The sequence below is a fragment of the Pseudomonas sp. AP3_22 TE3818 genome (assembly GCF_053628995.1).
On the sequence record NZ_JBRJHL010000001.1, the window covers coordinates 1827071 to 1849599 of the forward strand.

Below are 22529 nucleotides of genomic sequence, written 5' to 3' on the forward strand. Positions count from 1 at the left end.
GCGAACGACACCCCCTGTAGGAGCTAGCTTGCTAGCGATGGACGTTAACGATAACGCGTTCTGTCTGGATAAACGCGGCGCTCTCCGGTTCTTCGCGAGCAAGCTCGCTCCTACAATTCGAGGATTTTGAAATGTCCACATTGATACGCCCGGCCCTGAGCCTGCTGGTCCTGATGACGCTGATCACCGGCGTCGCCTATCCACTGGTGGTTACCGGCGTGGCCCAGGTCGCGTTCCCGGATCAAGCCAACGGCAGCCTGGTGCGCGATGCCGAAGGCAAGGTCCGCGGTTCCTCGCTGATCGCCCAGGATTTCGTCGGCGACGCCTGGTTCCACCCGCGTCCTTCGGCCGGTGCCTTTGCCACCGTATCGAGCAGCGCCAGCAACCTGTCGCCGAGCAACCCGGCCCTGGCCACGCGGGTGGTCGACGAAGCCGGCAAGTTGCTGGTACCCGGCCAGGGGCCGGTGCCGTTGGCGCTGGTCACGACGTCGGGCAGCGGTCTCGATCCGCACTTGCCACCGACGGCGATTGCCTATCAACTGGCGCGTGTCGCGGCGGCGCGCAACCTGCCGGTCGCGTCTTTGCAACAGCTGCTGGACGCGCACATCGAGCAGCCATTGGTAGGCCCGCCGGTGGTGAATGTGCTTGAGTTGAATCTGGCACTGGAAAAGCTTTAGGTCCGTGGTGCTGCCATTCGCGAGCAAGCCCGTCCCCACAATTGGAATGCGTACTCCTGTGGGAGCGGGCTTGCTCGCGAAGACGGTTTGACAATCACTACATCAACATCTGAAAGACGAGAACTCCGAGCATGAGCAATTCCGGCCGCGCCGACGCGCTGTTAGCAGACCTGCCCCGCGATGGCCGTGGCCGGCTCAAGGTATTTCTCGGCGCCGCCCCCGGAGTCGGCAAGACCTACGCCATGCTCCAGGCGGCCCACACTCAGTTGCGCCAAGGGGTGAAGGTCATTGCCGGCGTCGTCGAAACCCACGGCCGTGCCGAAACCGAAGTACTGCTCAGCGGCTTGCCGCAGCAGCCGTTGGTGCGCTCGGAATACCGTGGTGTGTTGCTCGAAGAAATGGACCTGGACGGGCTGATCAAAGCCAAACCGAAGCTGGTGCTGGTCGACGAGCTGGCGCACACCAACGCCCCCGGCAGCCGTCACGAAAAACGCTGGCAGGACATTCAGGAACTGCTCGCCGCCGGCATTGATGTCTACACAACGGTCAACGTCCAGCACTTGGAAAGCCTCAACGATCAGGTGCGTGGCATCACCGGCGTGCAGGTCCGTGAAACCTTGCCGGACTGGGTGCTGCAAGAAGCCTACGAACTGCTGCTGATCGACTTGCCGCCACGGGAACTGCTCGAGCGCCTGCGCGACGGCAAAGTCTATGTGCCGGAGCAGGCGCGGGCGGCCATCGACGCGTTCTTTTCCCAGACCAACCTGACAGCCCTGCGCGAACTGGCGATGCAAACCGCAGCGGCTCAGGTCGATAACGATCTGGCCCTGGGCTATCGCCAACTCGGACAAGCGGCGCCAGCGGTGCGCGGGCGTTTGCTGGTAGGGGTGGACGGCGATGCCCAGGCCGAGCGTCTGGTACGGCATGCCAGTCGCGTGGCCCAACGGCGGCACCTGCCCTGGAGCCTGGTGCACGTGGACAACGGTCGCGTGCGTGACGAGCAGTCACGCCTGCGTCTGCAGAGCGCCCAGCAACTGGCCGAACGCCTGGGCGGTGAAGTGGTGTTGCTGCGCGCCGGTGAGGTGGCGAAAACCCTGATCCAGCATGCCGCCGAACGTCGCGCCAGCCTGGTGCTGGTGGGCCAGTCCCGGCCGAGATTGCGCCGACGCCTGTTCGGTGGCGGGTTGGCGGCGCGGCTGCTGCGCAATGCGCGCGGACTGGAAATCAACGTTCTCGATAGCGATCACGAACAGCATCAACCCCATCAACGGTCGATGGGGCCACTGGTCTGGTTCGACTACGCGTTGGCCGTGGTCGCGACGGTTCTGGCCAGCGCCTTGGCCTGGGCCGTGGCGAGTGTCCTGGCACTGCCGAATATTTCACTGGTGTTCCTCGCGGCCGTGTTGCTGGTGGCGGTGCGCAGCAGTCTCGGGCCGGCGCTGGCCTGTGCGGCGCTGTCGTTCCTGACCTATGACTTCCTGTTCATTCCACCGACTTTCTCTTTGAGCATCCAGCGCGAAGAAGACGTGCTGACCTTGCTGTTTTTCCTGCTGATGGCAGCCCTCACCGGCAACCTCGCGGCGCGCCAGCGCAGGCAATTGCAGGCACTGCGCGATACCCAGGAAGAGACCACTGAATTGCTCGACCTGTCACGCAAACTGACGGCCGCCACCGACCGCCAGGCCGTGGTCAGTGCGGCCGCCCAGCACCTCAACGGTTGGAGCGACGTGCAACTGTGTCTGCTCAACCGCGACGGGCAGAGCGGCTGGAAAGTCGAAACCGGTGGCCCGCTGGAGTTTACCGAAGCTGAGCGCGCCGCCGCCGATTGGGCCTGGCAGCACGATCAACCGGCAGGTGCGGGCACCGGCACCTTGCCGTTCGGCCGCTGGTGGTGGTGGCCGTTATCGGTCGAGGACGGCCCGCTCGCGCTGCTTGGCGTTTGCGCCAAGGAAGGCCAGACCCTGAGCGGCCAGCGCCGTCGCTTGTTGACCGCGCTGAGCCAGCCGCTGGCCCAGGCGCTGGCCCGGGCGCAACTGGCCGATGATCTGGAAGCGGCGCGGCTGCACGGTGAAACCGAGCAATTGCGCAGTGCCTTGCTGGCTTCGGTGTCCCACGATTTGCGCACACCCCTGACGTCCATGCGCGGCAGTATCGATAGCCTGCTGGCCCTGGGTGAAGCGATCCCGCTGGAGGACCGGCGTGAACTGCTCGAAGGCACCCGCGATGAAGCCGAGCGCCTTGATCGTTATATCCAGAATCTGCTCGACATGACCCGCCTCGGCCACGGAGCCCTGAAGCTGGCGCGGGACTGGGTGTCACCGGCCGATATCGTCGGCAGTGCGCTCAATCGCCTGCGTGCAGTCCTTGCGCCGCTGCAAGTCAGTACCGATGTGCCGGCCGAGTTACCGCTGTTGTATGTGCACGCCGCGCTGATCGAACAGGCATTGGTCAACGTGCTGGAAAACGCCGCGCGGTTTTCGCCGCCCCACGGGCGTTTGCAATTGCGCGCCGGGGCCGACGACGGTGAGCTGTTCTTTTCGGTCAGCGATGAAGGCCCGGGGATTCCGGAGGAGGATCGGGCGAAGATTTTCGACATGTTCTACACCGCGGCGCGAGGTGATCGTGGCGGGCAGGGCACCGGACTTGGGCTGGCGATCTGTCAGGGCATGGTCGGTGCCCATGGCGGGCGCATCAGCGTCGCCGACGGCATCGAGGGGCGCGGCACCTGCATCACGTTGCACCTGCCGCTACAGGCTCAGCCGGGATACGAGAGTGAAGCCTGATCCTGCTTGCGCTACTCTCTTGCCACTTCTTTGTGTTGATGTGAACCCATGAGCCAGACCGCGACCATCCTGGTCATCGACGACGAACCGCAGATCCGCAAATTCCTGCGCATCAGCCTCGCTTCCCAAGGCTACAAAGTGCTGGAGGCCGGCACGGGCAGTGAAGGCTTGGCCCAAGCTGCATTGAACAAACCGGACTTGCTGGTGCTCGACCTCGGCTTGCCGGACATGGACGGCCAACAGGTATTGCGCGATTTTCGCGAGTGGTCGACGGTACCGGTGCTGGTGCTCTCCGTGCGCGCCGGTGAAGGGCAGAAAGTCGAGGCCCTGGATGGCGGCGCCAATGACTACGTGACCAAGCCGTTCGGCATCCAGGAATTCCTGGCGCGGATTCGTGCATTGCTGCGCCAGGCGCCCGTGGGCGAAGCCCAGCCAGCGGCACTGAGCTTCGGTCCTTTGACGGTCGACCTGGCGTATCGCCGGGTGTTGCTCGACGGTGTCGAAGTCGCGTTGACTCGCAAGGAATACGCCGTGCTGGCGCAACTGGCGCGGCATCCCGGGCGGGTGATCACCCAGCAGCAATTGCTCAAGGACATCTGGGGGCCGACGCACACCGAAGACACTCACTACCTGCGCATCGTGGTCGGGCATTTGCGCCAGAAACTGGCGGATGACCCGACCCAGCCAAGGTTCATCGTGACCGAAGCAGGGGTGGGGTATCGGTTGTTGAGTGAGTAATTTTGAAATTTTGTGGTGACTATCAGGGCCACTTCGCGGGCAAGTCGGATCGCCGCACCGCCGCTCCCACAGTTACCCCGTCGGTCACAAATTTTGTGGACGACGCGAGCCCTGTGGGAGCGGGCTTGCCCGCGAAGTGGCCCTGGTAGTCACCCGAGAACTTTCAGACTTTCAATTCTGCTCATTCTCATACCGATCCAGCGTATCCCGCGCAATCTCCCGTCCCAGCGCGATCAGCTCCGGCGCCTTGTAGAACTCGAAAAACCGGCACACGCGCTTGGGCACGTTGATCAGGATGTCCGGCGGATACCCGGCAATCTTGTATTGCGCCAGCGACGTCTGCATCACCTCGAAACTCTGGTTGATCAAGTCGAGCAAGGACGCCGGCCCGACGTTGTCGATGATGAACGAACCGGTGGCGGAGCTGGGCGCGCCACTGGCTTCCGGAGCAGCAGCGGGTTGCTGTGCTTCGGGTTCGGCGGACTCGATCCACGGGTTGAAATCCGCACCTTCGGCTTTCAACGCTTCCTGCTCGAGGATCAACAATTGTTCCGCCTGTTTACGCCGGAACGGCAACTTCGAGCCGACTGAGCTGATCAGGTTGTCGAAGCGGGTCTTGAACGCGGCGGGGCGCTGGATCACCGGCAATTGGTAGTGGCGCTGGTTGGTGGAGTTGAGGTTGACCGCGATGATCAGGTCGCAATGGCTCGACACCACCGGCACGATCGGCAGGCGGGTTGAGAATGCCGCCATCGACCAGCATGCGGTTGCCCTGCATCACCGGGGTGAACAGGCTGGGAATCGCTGCCGAGGCACGCATCGCCTGGTGCAGGCAACCTTCCTGGAACCAGATTTCCTGCTGGTTGGTCAGGTCGGCGGCAACGGCGGTATAGGGGATGCGCAAGTCTTCGATGTTGATTTCGCCGACGATCTTGCGAATCTGCCCGAACACCTTCTCGCCACGAATCGCCCCCAGACGAAAACTCACGTCCACCAGGCGCAACACGTCGAGGTAATCCAGGCTCTCGATCCAGTCGCGGTATTCATTGAGTTTGCCGGCGGCGTAGATCCCGCCCACCACCGCGCCCATGGAGCAACCGGCGATACAGGCGATGTCATAGCCGCGCCGCTCGATCTCTTCGATGACCCCAATATGTGCGTAACCCCGGGCTCCACCCGAGCCCAATACCAGTGCGACACGCTTTTTCATGAATCGCCCTCGTTTGAATGCTTCAACAATGCACCCATCGAGGGTCATGCTTCAATCGTCATGGTCGTTCGATGGGGCAAGAGCGTCGTATTTTCGACACTCCATGGCGGCACAGGGTTGTTCTGGTCAGCGCTATAGTTCGCACAGCGGACCAACGGCACTTTTCAGGTGCCACACCGTCTTACCTGCATGACTGTTGACCTATCTTTGAGGAGTAAGTGATGAAAGCCTGGATCTGCGTGCCATTGATTGCCTTGGCGCTCGCCGGTTGTGCCGGCAAAACCGCCTACCGCGACAGTTGCGGTAGTAACCTGGATGCGGCATGGCATGAACTGGACCTGGCCAAGGCCGAAGGTTTCGCCGGGACTGTCAGCTACTCCAAGGCCCTGTCGCTGCTGACCGCGGCCAAGACCCAGCAGCAATTCGAAGGGTTCGAAGGCTGCACCAGGAAAGCCGAGAAGGCTCGTTTCTATATTCGTGAATCGCGCGCGGGGCGTTAAAAACTCTGCTAGTCCTGTAGGAGCAGCCGGCTTGCCGGCGATAGGCCGTTGAACATTATGCGACCTGATGTCGCCATCGCTGGCAAGCCAGCTCCTACAGATGTAGGGCGTTGTCTACGGAGTAACCCCCATGATCGATCGGCTGGTGGCTCATGTCCTGGGCCTGGAAGTTCGTCTGCTGGCCTGTCAGGCCCGCTTGAAAGAGCGGACTGACCCTGAAGCTTTACACGATCTGCGCACAACCATGCGTCGGTTACGCAGCCTGTTGCGGCCTTTGCGCGGGCTGCCCGGTGTCGAACAACTGGAGGCGGCCGCCTCACGGGTGGGCGACCTGACCACGCCGTTGCGTGATCGCGAAGTGATGGCGGCGTACCTGTTTCAGCACGGTCAACCCCAAGCTGCACAGTGGCGCATGGCGCAAATGGCCGAAGCCTATCCGGCCGTGGCGGCCAGTCCCGAGCTCGCGCAGTTGCTGATCGTTCTCGATGCGTTTCCGCGTTTTCTGCGAGCTGCCCAGCGCCAGGGATTGCTCAAGGGCCTGCGCAAGCGCATCGAAAAACGCCTGGGCAAACAGTGGAAAAAACTCGACGAAGCACTGCACGACCCAGCCCACGACCGTCATCGGCTACGCCTGCTGATCAAGCGCGTACGCTATGGCATCGACGCTTACCCCGAGTTGGACCGTTTGCCGAAAGCGGCCATGCCCCGATTGAAATCAGCCCAGGGCGCACTGGGTGGCTGGCACGATTGCGTGCAATGGCTGGCCATGGCTGAGCAGGAGGCGGATTTGCAGCCCTGTGTCGCGGTCTGGACAACCACCATGGCCGAGGCAGAAAACCGTGCGGACCGGGTGCTGGAAAAGCTCAGTCGCGATTGTTTCAAATCCTGAAACCCCCACCGAACAAATGTGGGAGCGGGCTTGCTCGCGAAGAGGCCATCAGCCCGGACATTGTTGGTGACTGACAAACCGTCTTCGCGAGCAAGCCCGCTCCCACAGGGGGTTTATGTTCGACATGAAACCTGCGCGACTTATCTGTCAGTCAATTTGTCCGGAATAGGCGATGTATCCATCTCGCCAGATGGTTAAGATTCCCTCATCTTTTTCCGATCCCTGAGGTTTTCATGCGTTTTTCCGAACTGCTTGACGCTGTCCGTAGCCAGCCGCTGGAACTGTCCATTCCGGCCTCCTGGGCTCAGGGGCGCGCCAGCTTCGGTGGCTTGGTGGCGGCGCTGCAGTACGAAGCCATGCGTGCCCGGGTGCCAGCGGATCGCCCGGTGCGCTCATTGGCGATCACCTTTGTCGGCCCGGTTGAGCCCGAGGTTCCAGTCAGCTTTGAGGTCGACGTATTGCGCGAAGGCAAGGCGGTCAGTCAGGTGTTGGGCCGGGTGATGCAGAAGGGCCAGGTGGTGACGTTGATCCAGGGCAGTTTCGGCGCTTCACGCCCTTCGGTGGTGGCCGTGGCCGCTGAACCGGCACCTGAAATGAAGCACTGGGACGAGTGTCAGGAATTGCCTTTTGTCGAAGGCGTCATCCCGGAGTTCATGCGGCACCTGGCGATGCGCTGGAGTGTAGGCGGGCTGCCGTTCAGCGGTAGCACATCGCGGCAAATGGGAGGTTGGGTGCGCTTGCGCGGCGATGTCAAGGAAGAGGCCATCAGCGAGGCGCATATCCTCGCACTGGTGGACGCCTGGCCGCCGGCCCTGATGCCGTTTTTGAAGAAGCCGGCGATGGGCAGCACGCTGACCTGGACCATCGAGTTCGTACAACCGCTGCTGGAATTGACCACCCTGGACTGGTGCAAATACCTCGTCGAGACCGAGCACGCCGCGGACGGCTACGGGCATGCCGCGGCCAAAATGTGGAGCGCCGATGGCCGGTTGATCGCCATGAGCCGGCAGACGGTGACGGTGTTCGCCTGATCAGTGACGGCGGTGGCGCTCACGCCAGGCGCGCCACCAGCCACCGCTGAGGAAGAACCGCGGAAAGGTCAGAAACTGCTCGACCAACAGCCGCGATATCGCATCCTTGCGGTCACTGAACGGCTCGGCGGCTTGCGTCTCCATGCTGTGGCCGTGGCGTTGCAGGGCCAGCGCCGCAATCACGCCGATCACGCCAATGGCGATGTTCGCCAGGCTCAGGCTGAACACCCCGGATACGATCAGCAGAAACGCCACGATGAACAGCGGCACAGCGATCAGGTGCAACACCAGATTGGTCGGGTGCTGATGATTGTTCGGGTACGCTCGCCATTGCCAGGTGGGAAGGTTGGGGTGACGTTTGCCCATGATGCTGATCCTCGATCCATGTTGAACACATGTGATGAAGAATAGGCCCGGTCAATGCCGGCGGCGAATCAAGGCTGGCTATTGGCTTGATAGGTGCCATGACTGGAATTGATGCTGCCAGTTCTGACGCCTTCGCGAGCAAGCCCGCTCCTACAGTGAATCGCGTTTCCCTGTAGGAGCGGGCTTGCCCGCGATGAGGCCCTCAAAGTTTCAGCTGACCTATCGCCTTGCTCAACTCCCCGGCCAATGCCGCCAGCTCATTGCTGGTGGTCGCCGAAGTCACCGTCTGCTGCACCGTGTTCTCAGTCACGTCACGGATGCTCACCACCGCCCGGTTCATCTCCTCCGCCACCTGGCTCTGCTGCTCGGCCGCCACGGCGATCTGCGTGTTGCTTTCACGCATCTGTGCCACTGCGCCGGTGATTTCGGCCAGGGCCGCGCCGGCCTCTTGCGCTTGTCGTACGCAGTCATCGGCCTTGAACGAGCTCTCTTGCATGAAATCCACGGCGTCCCGCGTCCCGGCCTGCAACGCTGACACCATGATCGTGATTTCATCCGTGGAGGCTTGCACGCGTTTGGCCAGGTTGCGTACTTCATCGGCGACGACCGCAAAGCCGCGCCCCATCTCGCCGGCCCGGGCCGCTTCGATGGCGGCGTTGAGCGCCAGCAGGTTGGTCTGTTCGGCGATGCTGTGAATCACGTTGACCACGCCGTTGATCTTCTGGCTGTCCTCGGCCAGGCGTTGAATCATCTCGGCGGTCTGCTGCACGCCGGTGGACAGCCCGGCAATCGAGCGCTGCACCCGCGTCACCACTTCCTGCCCACTACCGGCCAGGGTATCGGCCGATTGCGAAAGGTCACGGGTGGCGCCCGCGTGCTGGGCGATGTGATAGACCGTGGCGGTCATTTCATTGATTGCGGTGGCTGCCTGGTCGGTTTCGCTTTGCTGACCGAGCATGCCGTGGCGCACTTCATTCATGCTCGCCGCCAGCCGCGCAGCGCCGGTGTCCAGTTGCCGGGCGGTGCTGGCGACGGTGTTGACTACCCGTTGATATCCGGCCTGCATGGCGTTGAAGGCGTTGGCCATCTGGCCGACTTCGTCGCTGCAAGCCAATGGCACGCGGGCCGACAGGTCACCGGTTTTCTCCACGTGCAACATGACGTCCTTCAAGGTGTTGAGCTGGCTGAGCAGGAAGCGGATCAACAACTGCGATGCGCCGAGCATGGCCAGCATCAGGATGAACACTGCCACCGCGTAGTGGGCGAAGCGCTCGCTGAATACCTGGCTCAGGCTTGGACCATGGGCGATCACGGCGACCCGCTGCCCGTCGGCGCGTGCGAACACTTCGGCGCCCATCAACGGGTTGTCACCGAACAATGGCATCGGGTTGATCTCGACCCAGCCATTGGCGTCGGCCAGTTCTGGCACGGGGCGCTCATTGAGCATGGGGGCTTGCCCGCGGCTGAACGCCAGCAGGTTGTCGGTGTGGGGCAGCGGTTGCCCGGCGGGCCAGGCTTGGAGCAATCGCGCCTGGGCCTGGGCCGAAGCCTGGGACGCGTGACTGCGGGCCTGCTGCTCAAGCTGCACCGCGTACAGCACCAACAACAGGGTGGTGACGAACGCGACGGCGTTGACCGCCCAGAATTTGTATTTCAGCGAGATATTGCTAAGCCAGGCACCCATGGAGGTCTTCTCTGATAGCGGAAACAGTTTTGGCAAGGTGCCATTATTGTGCCGCTACTCAGGTGGCTGGTTCTTGATGCAGATCAAGGGCCAGCTCCACAGGGGAATTGTGGTTACAGGGGGATTGATGGCAAGCCGTAGAACGCGCGTGCGCACGCAGTGGTGTGCGCCGCCAGATCCTCCTGGCTTTCCCCGCGATGCAGTGCCACTTCGCGCAATACTTCGGTCAGGTACGCCGGCTCGTTTCGCCCGTTTTTCGGCTTGGGGCGCAGGCTGCGCGGCAGCAGGTACGGTGCATCGCTTTCGAGCATCAGGCGTCCGCGCTTGATCTCCTTGACCAGCGGATGCAAATGCGTGCCCCGGCGCTCGTCGCAGATCCAGCCGGTAATGCCGATGTGCAGGTCCAGGTCGAGGTAGCTGAACAGCGCCTTCTGCTCCCCGGTGAAACAGTGCACCACTGCGGCCGGCAATTGGTCGCGGAAGTCGCGCAGGATTTCCAGCAAACGCTGGCTGGCGTCACGTTCGTGCAGAAAAACCGGCAGCTGCAATTCGACGGCCATGGCCAGATGTTCTTCGAGGACCTTTTCCTGCTGCGGGCGTGGCGAGAAATCACGGTTGAAATCCAGTCCGCACTCGCCCACGGCCACCACATTCGGCTCGTTGAGCAAGCTGCGCAGACGGCGGGCGCTGTCGGCGTTCCAGTCGCTGGCGCAGTGAGGGTGAATACCGGCGGTGGCGAACAGGCGTTGATTGCTTGCGTCCAATTGCCGGCACAGCTCAAGGGCCTGTTCACTGCCTTCGACACTGGTGCCCGTCAGCACCAGTTGGCACACGCCGGCCGCGTAGGCGCGGTCGAGTACGGCCTGGTGTTTGTCGGCAAAACTGGCGTTGGTCAGGTTGACGCCGATATCGATGAGTTGCATGGTGCTACCTCGGCCCAAAGGCCGGAAAGCATATCAGAGCCGTGGATTTATAAGAAAAGCCAAGAACTACAACGGGTTAACGCTGTCTCTTGAGCCGCGGGCCTGGCTGGGTTGGTAGTTTTGCCATCATTGTGCCAGTCTTTCGCACGTTGTCAGCGCCTTGGGCGCCCTGTTTTTGTCGCCGCGCTACATTGAAGCGGCCTCATATTCTTTCCGGAGAGTGGATGATTCGTCCCTCGGTTTTGCTACTGCTGTGTTGTTCGCTGCTACTGCCGATGACGGCGGTCGCGCGTCTGCCCGGGCCGCTGCAAGCCGTACCGGCCAGCGAGGTGCGCGACCTTGCGCAGATCCGCAGCAGTCGTGTGCTGCGGGTGCTGGTCAACCAGAGTCGCAACAGTTCCGGCGAAGTCCAGGGGCAGGCGATCGGGGTCGAATACCATCGCCTGAGAGCGTTCGAGCAATACCTCAACGGTCACGCCCGTGACGGTCAGGAAATCACCCTCAAGATCATTCCCAAGGCCAAGGATCAACTGCTTGGCGCCTTGCAGCGCGGGGAGGGCGATCTGGTGGCGCCAGGCGAGTTGCTCGACCTGCAACCGGGCTTCGCCGTCAGCACCAGTGAGCCGATTGCCAGCAATATCCCGTTGGTCCTGGTGGGTATCAAGGGCGAACGCCGCTACACCCGGCTTGAACAGCTCTCCGGCAAGACCCTGGCGCTACCCGCCGGCAGCGCCGCCGGGGATGCCATCAGCCAGATCAATCAAAAGCTCGCCCTGCACAAACTGCCACCGGTCAACATCGAGTGGGTCGATCCGAGCCTTGCCGTCGAGGACGTACTGGAGATGGTCCAGGGCGGAATCTTTCACCTGACCATCGTCGAGCAGCCGATTGCCGAACGCTGGGGCAAGATCCTGCCCAAGCTGCGTTTCGACAAGCAGGTCGTCATCAGTGAGCCGGGCGAAGAGTTCTGGTTCGTGCGCCGCGATGCGTCGATGCTGCGGGCCAGCATTGATCGCTTCCTCACCGTCTACAAAAAACCATCGGATCAGGACGCTGCATTCCTGCGCATCTATCGTCGTCTCTATCAAGTGCACTATCCACTGGCCAAGGCGGACCGGCAGCGCCTGGAAAAACTGCGCCCGGTGCTGCAGAAACACGCGGATGCCCAGGGCATGGACTGGCTGAACCTGGCGGCGCTGGCCTTCAAGGAGTCAGCGTTGCAGCCCACCGCCCGCAGTGGCGGGAGCCCGACCGGCCTGATGCAGATCACGCCTTCTGCGGCGCAGCGGGTGGGGGTCAGCAATATTCAGGACATGGACGGCAATGTGCAGGCCGGGGCCAAGTACCTGGCGATGATTCGGCGCAAGTTCTTTGCCAGCCCGAAACTCAACGAGCGCGAACGCATGGCCTTCGTGCTGGCTGCCTACAACATAGGGCCGGAGCGGGTTCAGGGCATGCGCACCGAAGCCCGGCGGCGAGGACTGAATCCCAACCAGTGGTTCTTCCAGGTCGAACGCGTGGCCATGGAGCAGGTGGGTATGGGACCTGTCAGCTATGTTAATAGCGTGAACAAGTATTACCTGGCGTTCGACCGGGAGCGGGAGTCGTTGGAGCCTCAGGGACAAAAGGTTGTCTCTCGCAAATGATCAACTAATCTGATTGTAATGGTGGGTTTTTTCCGCTTTTAACATGTGATTTGTTGATTAATATGGCGCCCAACCCACACACACTGACAAGGATTGAACCAGCATGAGCACTCTGATCAACAAGGTACTGTTTACCCGCGCCGGCTACGGCCTGACCGTTCTGCGCATCGTGGTCGGCATCGTTTTCGCCGCTCACGGCTCGCAAAAACTCTTCGGGGCATTCGGTGGTTATGGTCTGGCCGGAACCGCGCAGTACATGGAAAGCCTCGGGCTGACGCCGGGTTACTTGATGGCGGCACTGGCGGGCGGCACCGAATTCTTCGCCGGCCTGGCGCTGATCATCGGCTTGCTGGTTCGCCCGGCTGCATTGGGCCTGATCTTCCTGTCACTGGTTGCGATTTTCACGGTGCACATCAGCAACGGACTGTTCATGGCCAACAACGGTTATGAATTCGCCCTGGCCCTGCTCGGTGGCAGTATCGCGGTATTGATCGAAGGTGCAGGCAAACTCTCGGCGGACCGTGTCATCGCCGGTTGACCGCTCTGGCTCAACAAAAAAGGCCCGCATCGTGCGGGCCTTTTTTGTTGAGCGTCATTCTTGACACTGTCCAGCCAGCTTCTCTAGGATGTTGCTCATGCGCCGATTTAAACAGCTACTTGCGGGGCGCCAGGTGACTCATTCAGTTGCCGATAGAAGCCGGAACAGGCTTCGAAATACCGCTAAAGCGCTGGTTCGGTGTTGCCTCTCACCTGCCATGCAGACTTTTGAGGCAGAGACACGACACAATGAATGCACTAAACCCGGTTGTACGTCCCGCGCCGATCACGGCACATCTCACCCAGCGCAATCCAAAAATCCTGCTTGGCGGCAAACATCAGCCGACGCTCTTGCGTTATCTCGATGGCTGGCCACGTCGTACCGGCGGTCCCGCTGCCTTTCTGATCCAGTTTGTCGAAGACGGTGAGTCGCTCGCGCGTTTCGCCGACGACAGTTTTGATCTGGCAGTGATTCAATCCCCCAGCCTCGAGGACGCTCCCGAGGTGATCAGGCAACTGACCCGCGTTGCCCGGCAAGGGCTGATCACCCGCCGTTGAACGTCACGGGTAGTCGATCGCCACGATATAAACACACTGCTCACCGGTCGGTGTCTGGACCCGGACTTCGGCGTCCAGTGCCTTGCCGATCAGGGCTCGGGCCAATGGCGAGTCAATGCTGATCAGGCCTTGTTTGAGGTCCAGTTCATCCGGTCCGACAATGCGGTAGCGCGACTCTTTGCCATCCTCGTCCTCGATTGTGACCCAGGCGCCGAAATAGACCTTGTTCGGATCGCTGGGTTTTTCGCTGACAACCTTGAGCGCTTCCAGGCGTTTGGTGAGAAAACGCACGCGGCTGTCGATCTCTCGCAGCATCTTTTTGCCGTAGGTGTACTCGGCGTTCTCCGAGCGGTCACCCTGTGCCGCGGCTTCGCTGACAGCCTGGGTCACCTGGGGCCGACGCACATGCCACAGTTCATGGAATTCGGCGCGCATCCGCGCTTCACCCTCGGGGGTGATCAGCGCGGTGCCGGCGGTGCGGGGAGGGCGGTAACGGCTCATGGCGACTTCTTGTGGTGGAGACGGCTGGAGTCTATCAACCCTCGCGCAGGACTGTCAGCGGGCTGGCGTTCAATGCCCGACGGGTGCCGAACACCCCGGCACCGCCGATCAGCACCGCGCCCAGCAGTGGCAGCAGCAACAGCCATGGATGCGGATGCCACGGCAGGTCAAAGGCATAGCGGTAGAGCACCAGGCTCACCAGTTCCGAGCCCAATGCCGCCAGCAAACCGCTGACCGCCCCCAGCAAACCGAACTCGATGCGCCGCGCCTTGACCAGCAATTGCCGTTCGGCCCCCAGCGCACGCAGCAGCGCGCCCTGGCGAATGCGTTCGTCCAACGTCGCCTGCAGGCCGGAAAACAGCACCGCCATCCCCGCGGCCAACACAAACAACAACACGTACTCCACCGCCAGGGTGACCTGGGCGAGGATGCTGCGCAATTGCTCAAGCAAGGCTTCGACCTGCAGGATCGTCACCGCCGGGAACGCTCTGGACAGGTCGACGATCTGTTGGTCATGTCCCGCTGCCAGATAGAAACTGGTCAGGTAAGTCGCCGGCAGATCCTTGAGGGTGCCGGGCTGGAAGATCATGAAAAAGTTCGGTTGGAAGTTGTCCCAGTTGATCTCCCGCAGGCTGGTGACTTTCGCCTCGCGATTGACCCCGCCCACGCTGAAGACCAGGTGGTCGCCGAGCTTGAGTTTCAGGCTTTCAGCGACCTTGCCTTCCACCGACACGCCGGGAACATCGTCTGGCGTTTGTTCGTTCCACCAATTGCCCGCCGTGAGCTTGTTGCCCGCCGGCAGGTCCGCCGCCCAGGTCAGGCTCAGGTCGCGCTGGATTGCCCGGTCCCCGGCCGATTCTTTGGTGACGATCTGCTGCACCGGTTCGCCGTTGATGCTGATCAAGCGCCCCGGCACCACCGGGTACAAGGGTGCCGATTTTGCCGACACGGCGATCAGGTGATCGGTGAAGGCCTGTTTATCCGCAGGCAGGATGTTCAGGGCGAAGTAATTGGGGGCGTTTTTCGGCAACTGGTTCTGCCAGGTATCCAGCAATTCACCGCGCAGCAGCGCAATCAGCGCCATCGACAGCAGGATCAGGCCGAACGCCAGGGACTGGCCAGCGGCAGCGAGCGGATGACGCAGCAATTGCCCGAGTCCCAGGCGCCAGGGCAAGGACGCACGCGCGAGCAAGCGCCGCAGACTCTTCAACAGCAGCAGCAACAAACCGCCCAGCACCAGGGCTGCAATCACGCCGCCGCCGAGCAGGGCAAAGGTCAGCACCAGGTCCAGGCTCAGGCGCCACATGATCAGGGCGAGGGCGCCCAGCGCTGCTCCGTAGACCATCCAGGTGCTGGAAGGGATCGGCAGCATGTCCCGGCGCAGCACGCGCAATGGCGGAACCCGGCCCAGAGCCGCCAGGGGCGGCAAGGCGAAACCGGCCAGGGCCACCAGCCCGGTGCCGATCCCGGCGACGGCTGGAAACAGTCCGCCCGGAGGTACGTCGGTCGGCAGCAAGTCGTGCAGCAGGGCAAACAACCCCAGCTGTGCAAGCCAGCCGAGGAGGGCACCGCTGATGCTGGCCAGCAGCCCGAGCACGGTCAGTTGCAGGCTGAACAACACCAGGGTTTCCCGGCGCGACAGTCCGAGGCAGCGCAGCAAGGCACTGGCATCGAAGCGGCGGGTGGCGAAGCGGGTCGCCGACAACGCCACCGCCACGCCGGACAGCAACACCGCCACCAGACTGGCCATGTTCAGGTAGCGTTCGGCCTTGCCCAGGGCGCCGCCGATCTGCCGGTTGCCGTCACGGGCATCCTGCAAGCGCTGGTTGGCGGCGAGACCCGGTTTGATCAATTGCCGATACGTCTCGAGTGCCTGGGCATTGCCTCGCCATAATTCGCGATAGCTGACCCGGCTACCGGGTTGCACCACGCCGGTTGCCGCAAGGTCGCCGAGATTGATCAGCACCCGCGGCGTCAGGCTGTAGAAATTGCCGGCGCGGTCGGGTTCGTACGTCAGCACCCGCGCCAGTTTCAAGGTTTTCATGCCGACATCGATGCTGTCGCCGATTTTCAGGTCCAGGGCGGTCAGCAGGCGGGCCTCGACCCAGGCTTCACCGGGTTGCGGTCCGCCACCGGCGCTTTCCGTGGCGAACGGGGCGGGCGCGCTTTTCAGTTCGCCGCGTAGCGGGTAGGTGTCATCGGCCGCCTTGATGCTGGACAACTGGATGCCGTTGTCTGTGGCGATAACGCTGGAAAACTCCACCACTTGCGCATGTTGCAGTCCCAGGTCTGTGCCGCTTCTTATCTGTTCGGGGCGTGCGGGCGAACTGCCTTCGAGGAGCAGGTCGGCACCGAGAAACTCAGTGGCGCGCAACATCATGGCGCCATTCAGGCGGGCGCCGAAATAGCCAATGGCAGTGCTCGCGGCCACGGCCACCAGCAAGGCAAAAAACAATACGCGCAATTCACCGGCGCGGGCATCGCGCAGCAATTGGCGGATGGCGAGACTGAACAGGCGCAACAGCGGCAGGCGTGCCATCAAGGCTCCACAGGGGCGACCAGCAGGCCGGCTTCAAGACGGATCAGGCGCCGGCACCGATGGGCCAGGCGTTCATCGTGGGTCACCAGCACCAGGGTCGTGCCGCGTTCCTTGTTGAGTTCGAACAGCAAGTCGCTGATGCGCTCGCCGGTGTGGCTGTCGAGGTTGCCGGTCGGTTCGTCGGCGAACAGCACATCGGGTTCGGCGGCAAACGCGCGGGCAATTGCCACGCGTTGTTGCTCGCCGCCGGAGAGCTGGCGCGGCGAATGCGTCAGGCGCTGGCCGAGTCCTACCCGTTGCAGCAATTCGGTGGCGCGTTCGCGGGCGTCTTTGCGGCCATCGAGCTCCAGCGGCAGCATGACGTTTTCCAGGGCATTGAGGCTGTCGAGCAACTGAAACGATTGAAAGACAAAACCCACGTGTTCGGCGCGGATACGCGCACGCTGGTCTTCATCGAGGTTGCTCAGGGCTTGCCCGGCCAGGGTGACTTCGCCGCTGCTCGGCAGGTCGAGACCGGCGAGCAGGCCCAGCAGTGTGGATTTGCCGGAACCGGAAGCGCCGACGATGGCCAGGCTGTCGCCCTGGTTCAGTTCCAGGCTGAGTTCGTGCAGGATGGTCAGTTCACCTTCCGCGCTGGGAACCACTTTGCTAAGGTCCTTCGCGATGAGAATGCTTGCGCCCATGGAGAGTCCGATGCGTGTCTGGTTTTTGAGTGCTGGCCTGGCCTTGATGTGCATGGCCCAAAACGCAGCGGCGGGTACAGTCCTGATCGTTGGCGATAGTATCAGCGCCGGTTTCGGGCTGGATACCCGGCTGGGGTGGGTGTCGCTGCTTGAACAGCGGCTCAGGCGCGAAGGTTTCGACGACAAAGTGATCAATGCGTCCATCAGTGGCGACACCAGTGCCGGAGGCCGGGCGCGCCTGCCCGCGCTGCTTGCAGAGCATAAACCGGAACTGGTGATCCTCGAGTTGGGGGGTAATGACGGCCTGCGCGGTTTGCTGCCAACTCAATTGCAACAAAATCTTGCCTCGATGATCGACAGCTCCCGGGCCAGCGGTGCCAAGGTGCTGTTGCTCGGCATGCAATTGCCACCCAATTACGGTGCGCGTTACACCAAGGCGTTCACCGAGGTCTACAGCAACCTGGCCGATGAGAAAAAGATCCCGCTGGTGCCGTTTTTCCTCGACGGCGTGGGCGGTCATGCGGAGTTGATGCAGGCCGACGGCATACACCCGGCGGCCGGGGCCCAGGACAAGTTGCTGGAAAATGTCTGGCCTACTCTAAAACCGCTGTTATGACACTTTTCTAGACGCAGGCTTTCGGCTAAGGTGGCGCCCCCGATTTGGAGCCCCCGATGCCGCGTCCCGCCTGGTCACTCTTTGCCTATCAACTGATCGAGCCTGACGAACAGCTGGATCTGTTCGCCTGCCAGGAAGTGCGGGTGCATCTGGTGACCCGTCAGCTGGAGTTGGGCGGCTCGGCGGACCGGACCCTGTGCGGGAGCCTGTTGCCGGCGCAACCGCGCTGGTCGAGTGTTGATCGCCGGGTGTTTCAGGATCAGCGGCTGTGTTCGTTGTGCCGGGCCATTCTTGAGTCGCAGAAGCGGGGGACGTCGCCGATCTGGCCTGAGTTGCGGTTTGAGCTTTGATCCGCCGGGAGTCGAGGCGGCCTGATAGCCGACCTGTCTTTTGTTGACCGTGTATATATCCGTTTCTTCGGTAACGGCGGCTGGCGGTTTCGCCCTTACGGCGACTCACTTTTTTACAAGCGCCTAAAAAAGTAAGCAAAAAACGCTCGCCCCTTACGTACGGCCCCTCGCCTAGGCTCGGGGTTCCTTCGCTCCGGCATTCATCCGGGGGCATTGCCCTCCGGTCGGCTTCGCTTCGACCTACATGCAATGAGTTCGACTGCGTCGAACGGCGCTGCGCGCCTATCCCCGGATGAACACCTCCACTCAGCCTGCCGAGGGGGCGGGTGGATCAAGATCACAAGCTGCAGGCGAGCTAACGCTCGGCCTGTTGAGTGGTGAAGAGCGTGAGGGTACACCGTTCGGCCTTTGCTCTTCTGTGGGAGCGGCGGTGCGGCGATCCGACTTGCTCGCGAAGGCGGCCTGCCAGCCGTCCAATCTCTCACAGGTATACCCAATCCCCTGTGGGAGCGAGCTTGCTCGCGAAAAACCTGAGAGCACCGCGGGGTGCCAGGCTCCCCACATCATCGTTGACCTCCATCGCGAGCAAGCTCGCTCCTACAGGGATCTTCAGTGGCCAGGGGCCCAGTGTGGGAGCGAGGATAATCGCAAAATCGCCTTGCATTGCCTGCAATCGGGCCATCTCCCCGAAATAACGGGCGGCAGTGTACAATCGCGTCCTTATACCCTCAGTTGATCATGCGAAGGATTTTCCGGATGTTGCCGCGCTTTCCTGCCGTCACCCGCTGCCTGACTCTTGCCGCCCTTTTTGTGGCCGGTCCTGTTGCAGCATTGGAGTTTCCCCTGCCACCGCCCGGTGAGGACATCATCGGCCAGGTGCAGGTGATCAAGGCCAAGTACGAAGACACGTTCGCCGACCTGGGTACTGCCTATGACCTGGGCTACACGGAAATGGTCGCGGCCAACCCGGGTGTCGATGCATGGTTGCCGGGCGCCGGCACGGAAATCATTCTGCCAACCCGCTTCATCCTGCCACCAGGCCCGCGTGAAGGCATCGTGATCAACCTGGCCGAGTACCGTCTCTACTACTACCCGAAAGGCAAGAACGTGGTGTACACGTTCCCGCTGGGTATCGGTCGTGAAGGCTGGGGCTCGCCGATTGCCCACACCAGCATCACTGCCAAGACGCCTAACCCGACCTGGACGCCTCCGGCGTCGATCAAGGCCGAGCACGCGGCAGACGGTGATCCGCTGCCCAACGTCGTGCCGGCAGGCCCAGACAACCCCCTGGGCCCGTTCAAGTTCACCCTGGGCACGCCGGGCTACCTGATCCACGGTTCGAACAAGAAGTTCGGTATCGGCATGCGTACCAGCCACGGTTGTTTCCGCATGTTCAACAACAACGTGCTGGAAATGGCAGGCATGGTGCCGGTCGGTACCTCGGTACGGATCATCAACGACCCGTACAAGTTCGGCATGAGTGGCGGCAAGGTCTATCTGGAGGCGCACACGCCGCTGGACGACAAGGGCAACCCGTCGGTGGTCGACAAGCACACAGCGGTCATCAATGCGATGCTCAAGCGTGAAGACATCACCAACAACCTGCGCATGAACTGGGATGTGGTGCGGGACGTGGTGGCCGCTGAAGACGGCCTGCCGGTAGAGATCGCTGTGCCGGGCAACGGCGTTGCGCCGATGGTGTCGAGCACGCCGATCGATCCGCTGCAGTAACGCGGGTCAAGAGCCCGTCGACGCAGACCGCGTCGACGGGTTTTTTATTGCCTGGAGAAACGTCGGGCAATAAAAAAGCCGACCCAAAAAATGGGTCGGCTTGATAACAATCCCGAAGGATTATTACTTGCGGCTAGCTTTGTCCAGCATGCGCAGAGCACGCTCGTTAGCTTCGTCAGCAGTCTGTTGTGCTTTTTGAGCAGCAGCCAGAGCTTCATCAGCTTTACGGTAAGCTTCGTCTGCACGAGCCTGGGAGCGAGCAGCTGCGTCTTCAGTAGCGGTCAGACGTGCTTCGGTTTCTTTCGATGCGCTGCTGCAACCGGTAGCCAGAACTGCGGCCAGAGCCAGAGCAGAGAATTTCAGAACGTTGTTCATCGTGTTCCCCTTCAAGGACTTTCTATTAAGTAGCTATCTCCTCCGATTGAGGAAATAGCCGGCGTACATACTACCCATTACTTGTAGTAAGTAAAACTGACGTGAAGCAAGAAGCAAAAAAAATTGTAGGCGTTGATTCTTTTTCGAGCAACTTTTAACTGAACTGTTTAAAAAATATCCAGCTGCAAGGCCCGTGGCTGAGCGAACTGCCGAGAAAAAGTTCCTTCGGCACAGCGCTCTTTTCCCCGGTTGGCTAAGTCCGCCTATATGGATTCGTCTACACTTTTGTTCGGCTTTTGCGTAGCGCCTCTCACTATCTTTCTCGATGTTCAGGTGACTTTAACAACGGGCGCTCGTCTTAAGTCTCAACATCCGGCAATGTTCAGGCTATCGACCCGGAGTGACCTTCGGTCGAGCCATTCCTGCGTGATTACGGAGCAGCACCCGCCAACCGGCATGATGACGAGCGCACCTTGAGCATTTCTGCCAATGGTGCCTACTATTTGTACGTGCTCGGTAGCGCGAGATCGGTGCAGCTCTTCTCGGTGTCCATTCAGGCACGGGGTGGCGTAGATGTTCCTTCGCCGGAAAAACATCGGTAAGGTAGGGGTCGAAATTCCAGACCCGCGAGGAGTAGTGATGAGCGAGGCGTTGTCCATCCACCATGACCAGGCTGGTCATCAGTTCGAGACCAGTGTGGACGGTCATCGTGCCTATCTGACCTATATGGATCTGGGGAAACAGACCCTGGATATCTATCGCACCTTCGTGCCCAACGCATTGCGTGGTCGCGGTATTGCGGCAGCCTTGACCGAGAAGGCGCTGGAGTACGCTGACGAAATGGGCTACACCGTCATTCCATCGTGCTCCTACGTCGAACGCTACATGGAGCGTCACCAGCGGCATGCGGCCAAGCTGAGTCAGTGACTTTCAGTCAAACGAATGCACAAAAAAACGCCGGGTTCTACCCGGCGTTTTTTTGTGTGCGCTTTTTGATCAGGCCGTCAGGCGATCAGCTGCGATCGCGTTTAGGCAGCACATCCTTGAGCTTGGCATGCATGCTGCGCAAGGTGTTTTCGGTCGCGGTCCAGTCGATGCAGGCATCGGTGATCGACACGCCGTACTGCAGGTCGGCGAGGTCTTTCGGGATCGCCTGGGCGCCCCAGTTCAGGTGGCTTTCAACCATCAGGCCGATGATCGACTTGTTGCCTTCGAGGATCTGGTTGGCGACGTTTTCCATCACCAGCGGTTGCAGGGCTGGATCCTTGTTGGAGTTGGCGTGGCTGCAATCGACCATGATGTTCGGCTTGATCTTCGCCTTGTTCAGCGCCTGCTCGCAAAGCGCAACGCTGACCGAGTCGTAGTTCGGCTTGCCGTTGCCGCCGCGCAACACCACGTGACCGTAGGCATTGCCCTTGGTCGTCACGATGGAGACGCCACCTTCCTGGTTGATGCCCAGGAAGCGGTGCGGGCTGGAAACCGACTGCAGGGCGTTGATCGCCACGGTCAGGCCGCCATCGGTACCGTTCTTGAAGCCGACGGCCGAGGACAGGCCGGACGCCATTTCACGGTGAGTCTGGGATTCGGTGGTGCGCGCGCCGATGGCCGACCAGCTGATCAGGTCCTGCAGGTACTGCGGGGAGATCGGGTCGAGGGCTTCGGTGGCGGTCGGCAGGCCTTTTTCGGCCAGGTCCAGCAGCAACTGGCGACCGATGTGCAAACCATCCTGGATCTTGAACGAGTCGTCCAGGTAAGGGTCGTTGATCAAGCCTTTCCAGCCGACGGTGGTACGCGGCTTCTCGAAATACACGCGCATGACCAGATACAGGGTATCGGCCACTTCGGCAGCGAGAACCTTCAGGCGCTCGGCATATTCGTGGGCGGCCTTGATGTCGTGGATCGAGCAAGGCCCGATGACGACGAACAGGCGGTGGTCGGTGCCATCCAGAATGTTGCGAATGACTTCGCGACCCTTGGTGACGGTGCGCAGTGCGGCGTCGCTCAGGGGAATATCGCGCTTGAGCTGGTCGGGAGTGATCAGCGTCTCGTTGGAGGCGACGTTTAGGTCGTTGATCGGTAAATCAGCCATCGTTTACTCGTCAGGTCACGGGTGCCGGCCGCCAGCGAACCCGCGCGGCGGAGCACAGCAAATTAAGCGCGTCGGGGAGCCGAACCTTAGCGCGTTACACCGT

21 protein-coding genes and 1 pseudogene are annotated in these 22529 nt (G+C 61.6%); 13 read left to right on the forward strand and 9 right to left on the reverse strand.

Going from position 1 to position 22529, the window contains the following annotated elements:
* Nucleotides 1-131 precede the first annotated feature (131 nt).
* The 3 genes from kdpC (at nt 132) to AB7M25_RS08525 (ending at nt 4198) form a co-directional block, all read left to right on the forward strand.
* Nucleotides 132-677 carry a potassium-transporting ATPase subunit KdpC gene (gene kdpC / locus AB7M25_RS08515; protein ID WP_429388134.1) on the forward strand — a complete coding sequence of 182 codons (546 nt, stop codon included), beginning with the start codon at nt 132-134 and terminating at the stop codon, nt 675-677.
* A gap of 131 nt (nt 678-808) precedes the next feature.
* A complete protein-coding gene (locus AB7M25_RS08520; RefSeq protein WP_429388131.1) occupies nt 809-3460 on the forward strand; it encodes an ATP-binding protein in 2652 nt (883 codons plus the stop codon).
* 48 nt (nt 3461-3508) lie between these two features.
* On the forward strand, nt 3509-4198 hold the full coding sequence (locus tag AB7M25_RS08525; RefSeq protein ID WP_429388129.1) for a response regulator: 690 nt from the start codon (nt 3509-3511) through the stop codon (nt 4196-4198).
* Nucleotides 4199-4369: 171 nt separating this feature from the next.
* Here the strand turns inward: AB7M25_RS08525 and AB7M25_RS08530 are convergent.
* Nucleotides 4370-5408, reverse strand: a pseudogene (locus tag AB7M25_RS08530) (patatin-like phospholipase family protein).
* Nucleotides 5409-5629: 221 nt separating this feature from the next.
* Here AB7M25_RS08530 and AB7M25_RS08535 point away from each other — a divergent pair.
* From AB7M25_RS08535 to AB7M25_RS08545, 3 genes are all read left to right on the forward strand, one after another.
* Nucleotides 5630-5908 (forward strand): hypothetical protein, encoded by a 279-nt coding sequence (locus AB7M25_RS08535; protein ID WP_007973587.1) that lies wholly within the window; start codon nt 5630-5632, stop codon nt 5906-5908.
* A gap of 130 nt (nt 5909-6038) precedes the next feature.
* Nucleotides 6039-6797: a CHAD domain-containing protein gene (locus AB7M25_RS08540; protein WP_429388123.1), complete on the forward strand. Its 759-nt coding sequence runs from the start codon at nt 6039-6041 to the stop codon at nt 6795-6797.
* A 233-nt stretch (nt 6798-7030) separates the two neighbouring features.
* Complete coding sequence (locus AB7M25_RS08545; RefSeq protein WP_429388121.1) at nt 7031-7828, forward strand: acyl-CoA thioesterase; 798 nt, start codon at nt 7031-7033, stop codon at nt 7826-7828.
* Here AB7M25_RS08545 and AB7M25_RS08550 read toward each other — a convergent pair whose 3' ends face one another.
* The 3 genes from AB7M25_RS08550 to AB7M25_RS08560 all read right to left on the reverse strand — a co-directional run bounded on the left by AB7M25_RS08550 (nt 7829) and on the right by AB7M25_RS08560 (nt 10801).
* Nucleotides 7829-8194 (reverse strand): terminase, encoded by a 366-nt coding sequence (locus AB7M25_RS08550; protein WP_429388118.1) that lies wholly within the window; start codon nt 8192-8194, stop codon nt 7829-7831.
* A 202-nt stretch (nt 8195-8396) separates the two neighbouring features.
* Nucleotides 8397-9878, reverse strand: coding sequence for a methyl-accepting chemotaxis protein (locus AB7M25_RS08555; RefSeq protein WP_429388115.1), 1482 nt, complete (start codon nt 9876-9878; stop codon nt 8397-8399).
* A gap of 113 nt (nt 9879-9991) precedes the next feature.
* On the reverse strand, nt 9992-10801 hold the full coding sequence (locus tag AB7M25_RS08560) for a TatD family hydrolase (protein WP_429388113.1): 810 nt from the start codon (nt 10799-10801) through the stop codon (nt 9992-9994).
* A gap of 224 nt (nt 10802-11025) precedes the next feature.
* On the opposite strand from AB7M25_RS08560, the gene AB7M25_RS08565 reads away from it, so the two are divergent.
* From AB7M25_RS08565 to AB7M25_RS08575, 3 genes are all read left to right on the forward strand, one after another.
* Nucleotides 11026-12447, forward strand: coding sequence for an MltF family protein (locus AB7M25_RS08565; protein WP_429388110.1), 1422 nt, complete (start codon nt 11026-11028; stop codon nt 12445-12447).
* A 103-nt stretch (nt 12448-12550) separates the two neighbouring features.
* The gene (locus AB7M25_RS08570) at nt 12551-12985 is read left to right on the forward strand and encodes a DoxX family protein (protein WP_104448931.1); all 435 of its coding nucleotides are present in this window, start codon (nt 12551-12553) and stop codon (nt 12983-12985) included.
* 248 nt (nt 12986-13233) lie between these two features.
* Nucleotides 13234-13542: a hypothetical protein gene (locus AB7M25_RS08575; protein WP_008001428.1), complete on the forward strand. Its 309-nt coding sequence runs from the start codon at nt 13234-13236 to the stop codon at nt 13540-13542.
* A 3-nt stretch (nt 13543-13545) separates the two neighbouring features.
* Here AB7M25_RS08575 and greB read toward each other — a convergent pair whose 3' ends face one another.
* Genes greB through AB7M25_RS08590 form a run of 3 tightly spaced genes read right to left on the reverse strand, consistent with a single transcriptional unit; the run spans nt 13546 to nt 17265 of the window.
* Nucleotides 13546-14043: a transcription elongation factor GreB gene (gene greB, locus AB7M25_RS08580; protein WP_007973570.1), complete on the reverse strand. Its 498-nt coding sequence runs from the start codon at nt 14041-14043 to the stop codon at nt 13546-13548.
* 34 nt (nt 14044-14077) lie between these two features.
* The gene (locus AB7M25_RS08585; RefSeq protein ID WP_429388105.1) at nt 14078-16582 is read right to left on the reverse strand and encodes an ABC transporter permease; all 2505 of its coding nucleotides are present in this window, start codon (nt 16580-16582) and stop codon (nt 14078-14080) included.
* Nucleotides 16582-17265, reverse strand: coding sequence for an ABC transporter ATP-binding protein (locus tag AB7M25_RS08590; protein WP_429388102.1), 684 nt, complete (start codon nt 17263-17265; stop codon nt 16582-16584). Before AB7M25_RS08590 ends, AB7M25_RS08585 begins: the two co-directional genes overlap by 1 nt.
* Nucleotides 17266-17275: 10 nt before the next feature.
* Here AB7M25_RS08590 and AB7M25_RS08595 point away from each other — a divergent pair, with 10 nt between their 5' ends.
* The 3 genes from AB7M25_RS08595 to AB7M25_RS08605 all read left to right on the forward strand — a co-directional run bounded on the left by AB7M25_RS08595 (nt 17276) and on the right by AB7M25_RS08605 (nt 19962).
* Nucleotides 17276-17881 (forward strand): arylesterase, encoded by a 606-nt coding sequence (locus AB7M25_RS08595; RefSeq protein WP_429388099.1) that lies wholly within the window; start codon nt 17276-17278, stop codon nt 17879-17881.
* Nucleotides 17882-17937: 56 nt separating this feature from the next.
* On the forward strand, nt 17938-18231 hold the full coding sequence (locus AB7M25_RS08600) for a hypothetical protein (RefSeq protein ID WP_003226812.1): 294 nt from the start codon (nt 17938-17940) through the stop codon (nt 18229-18231).
* Nucleotides 18232-18987: 756 nt separating this feature from the next.
* Nucleotides 18988-19962, forward strand: a complete 975-nt coding sequence (locus AB7M25_RS08605) for a L,D-transpeptidase family protein (protein WP_007973563.1) — start codon at nt 18988-18990, stop codon at nt 19960-19962.
* A 123-nt stretch (nt 19963-20085) separates the two neighbouring features.
* Here AB7M25_RS08605 and oprI read toward each other — a convergent pair whose 3' ends face one another.
* Nucleotides 20086-20337, reverse strand: coding sequence for an outer membrane lipoprotei OprI (gene oprI / locus AB7M25_RS08610; protein WP_003199355.1), 252 nt, complete (start codon nt 20335-20337; stop codon nt 20086-20088).
* Between the two features lie 639 nt (nt 20338-20976).
* On the opposite strand from oprI, the gene AB7M25_RS08615 reads away from it, so the two are divergent.
* The gene (locus tag AB7M25_RS08615) at nt 20977-21264 is read left to right on the forward strand and encodes a GNAT family N-acetyltransferase (protein WP_150812280.1); all 288 of its coding nucleotides are present in this window, start codon (nt 20977-20979) and stop codon (nt 21262-21264) included.
* Nucleotides 21265-21349: 85 nt separating this feature from the next.
* Here the strand turns inward: AB7M25_RS08615 and AB7M25_RS08620 are convergent, their stop codons facing one another.
* The gene (locus tag AB7M25_RS08620; protein ID WP_429388097.1) at nt 21350-22426 is read right to left on the reverse strand and encodes a 3-deoxy-7-phosphoheptulonate synthase; all 1077 of its coding nucleotides are present in this window, start codon (nt 22424-22426) and stop codon (nt 21350-21352) included.
* Between the last annotated feature and the right edge of the window lie 103 nt (nt 22427-22529).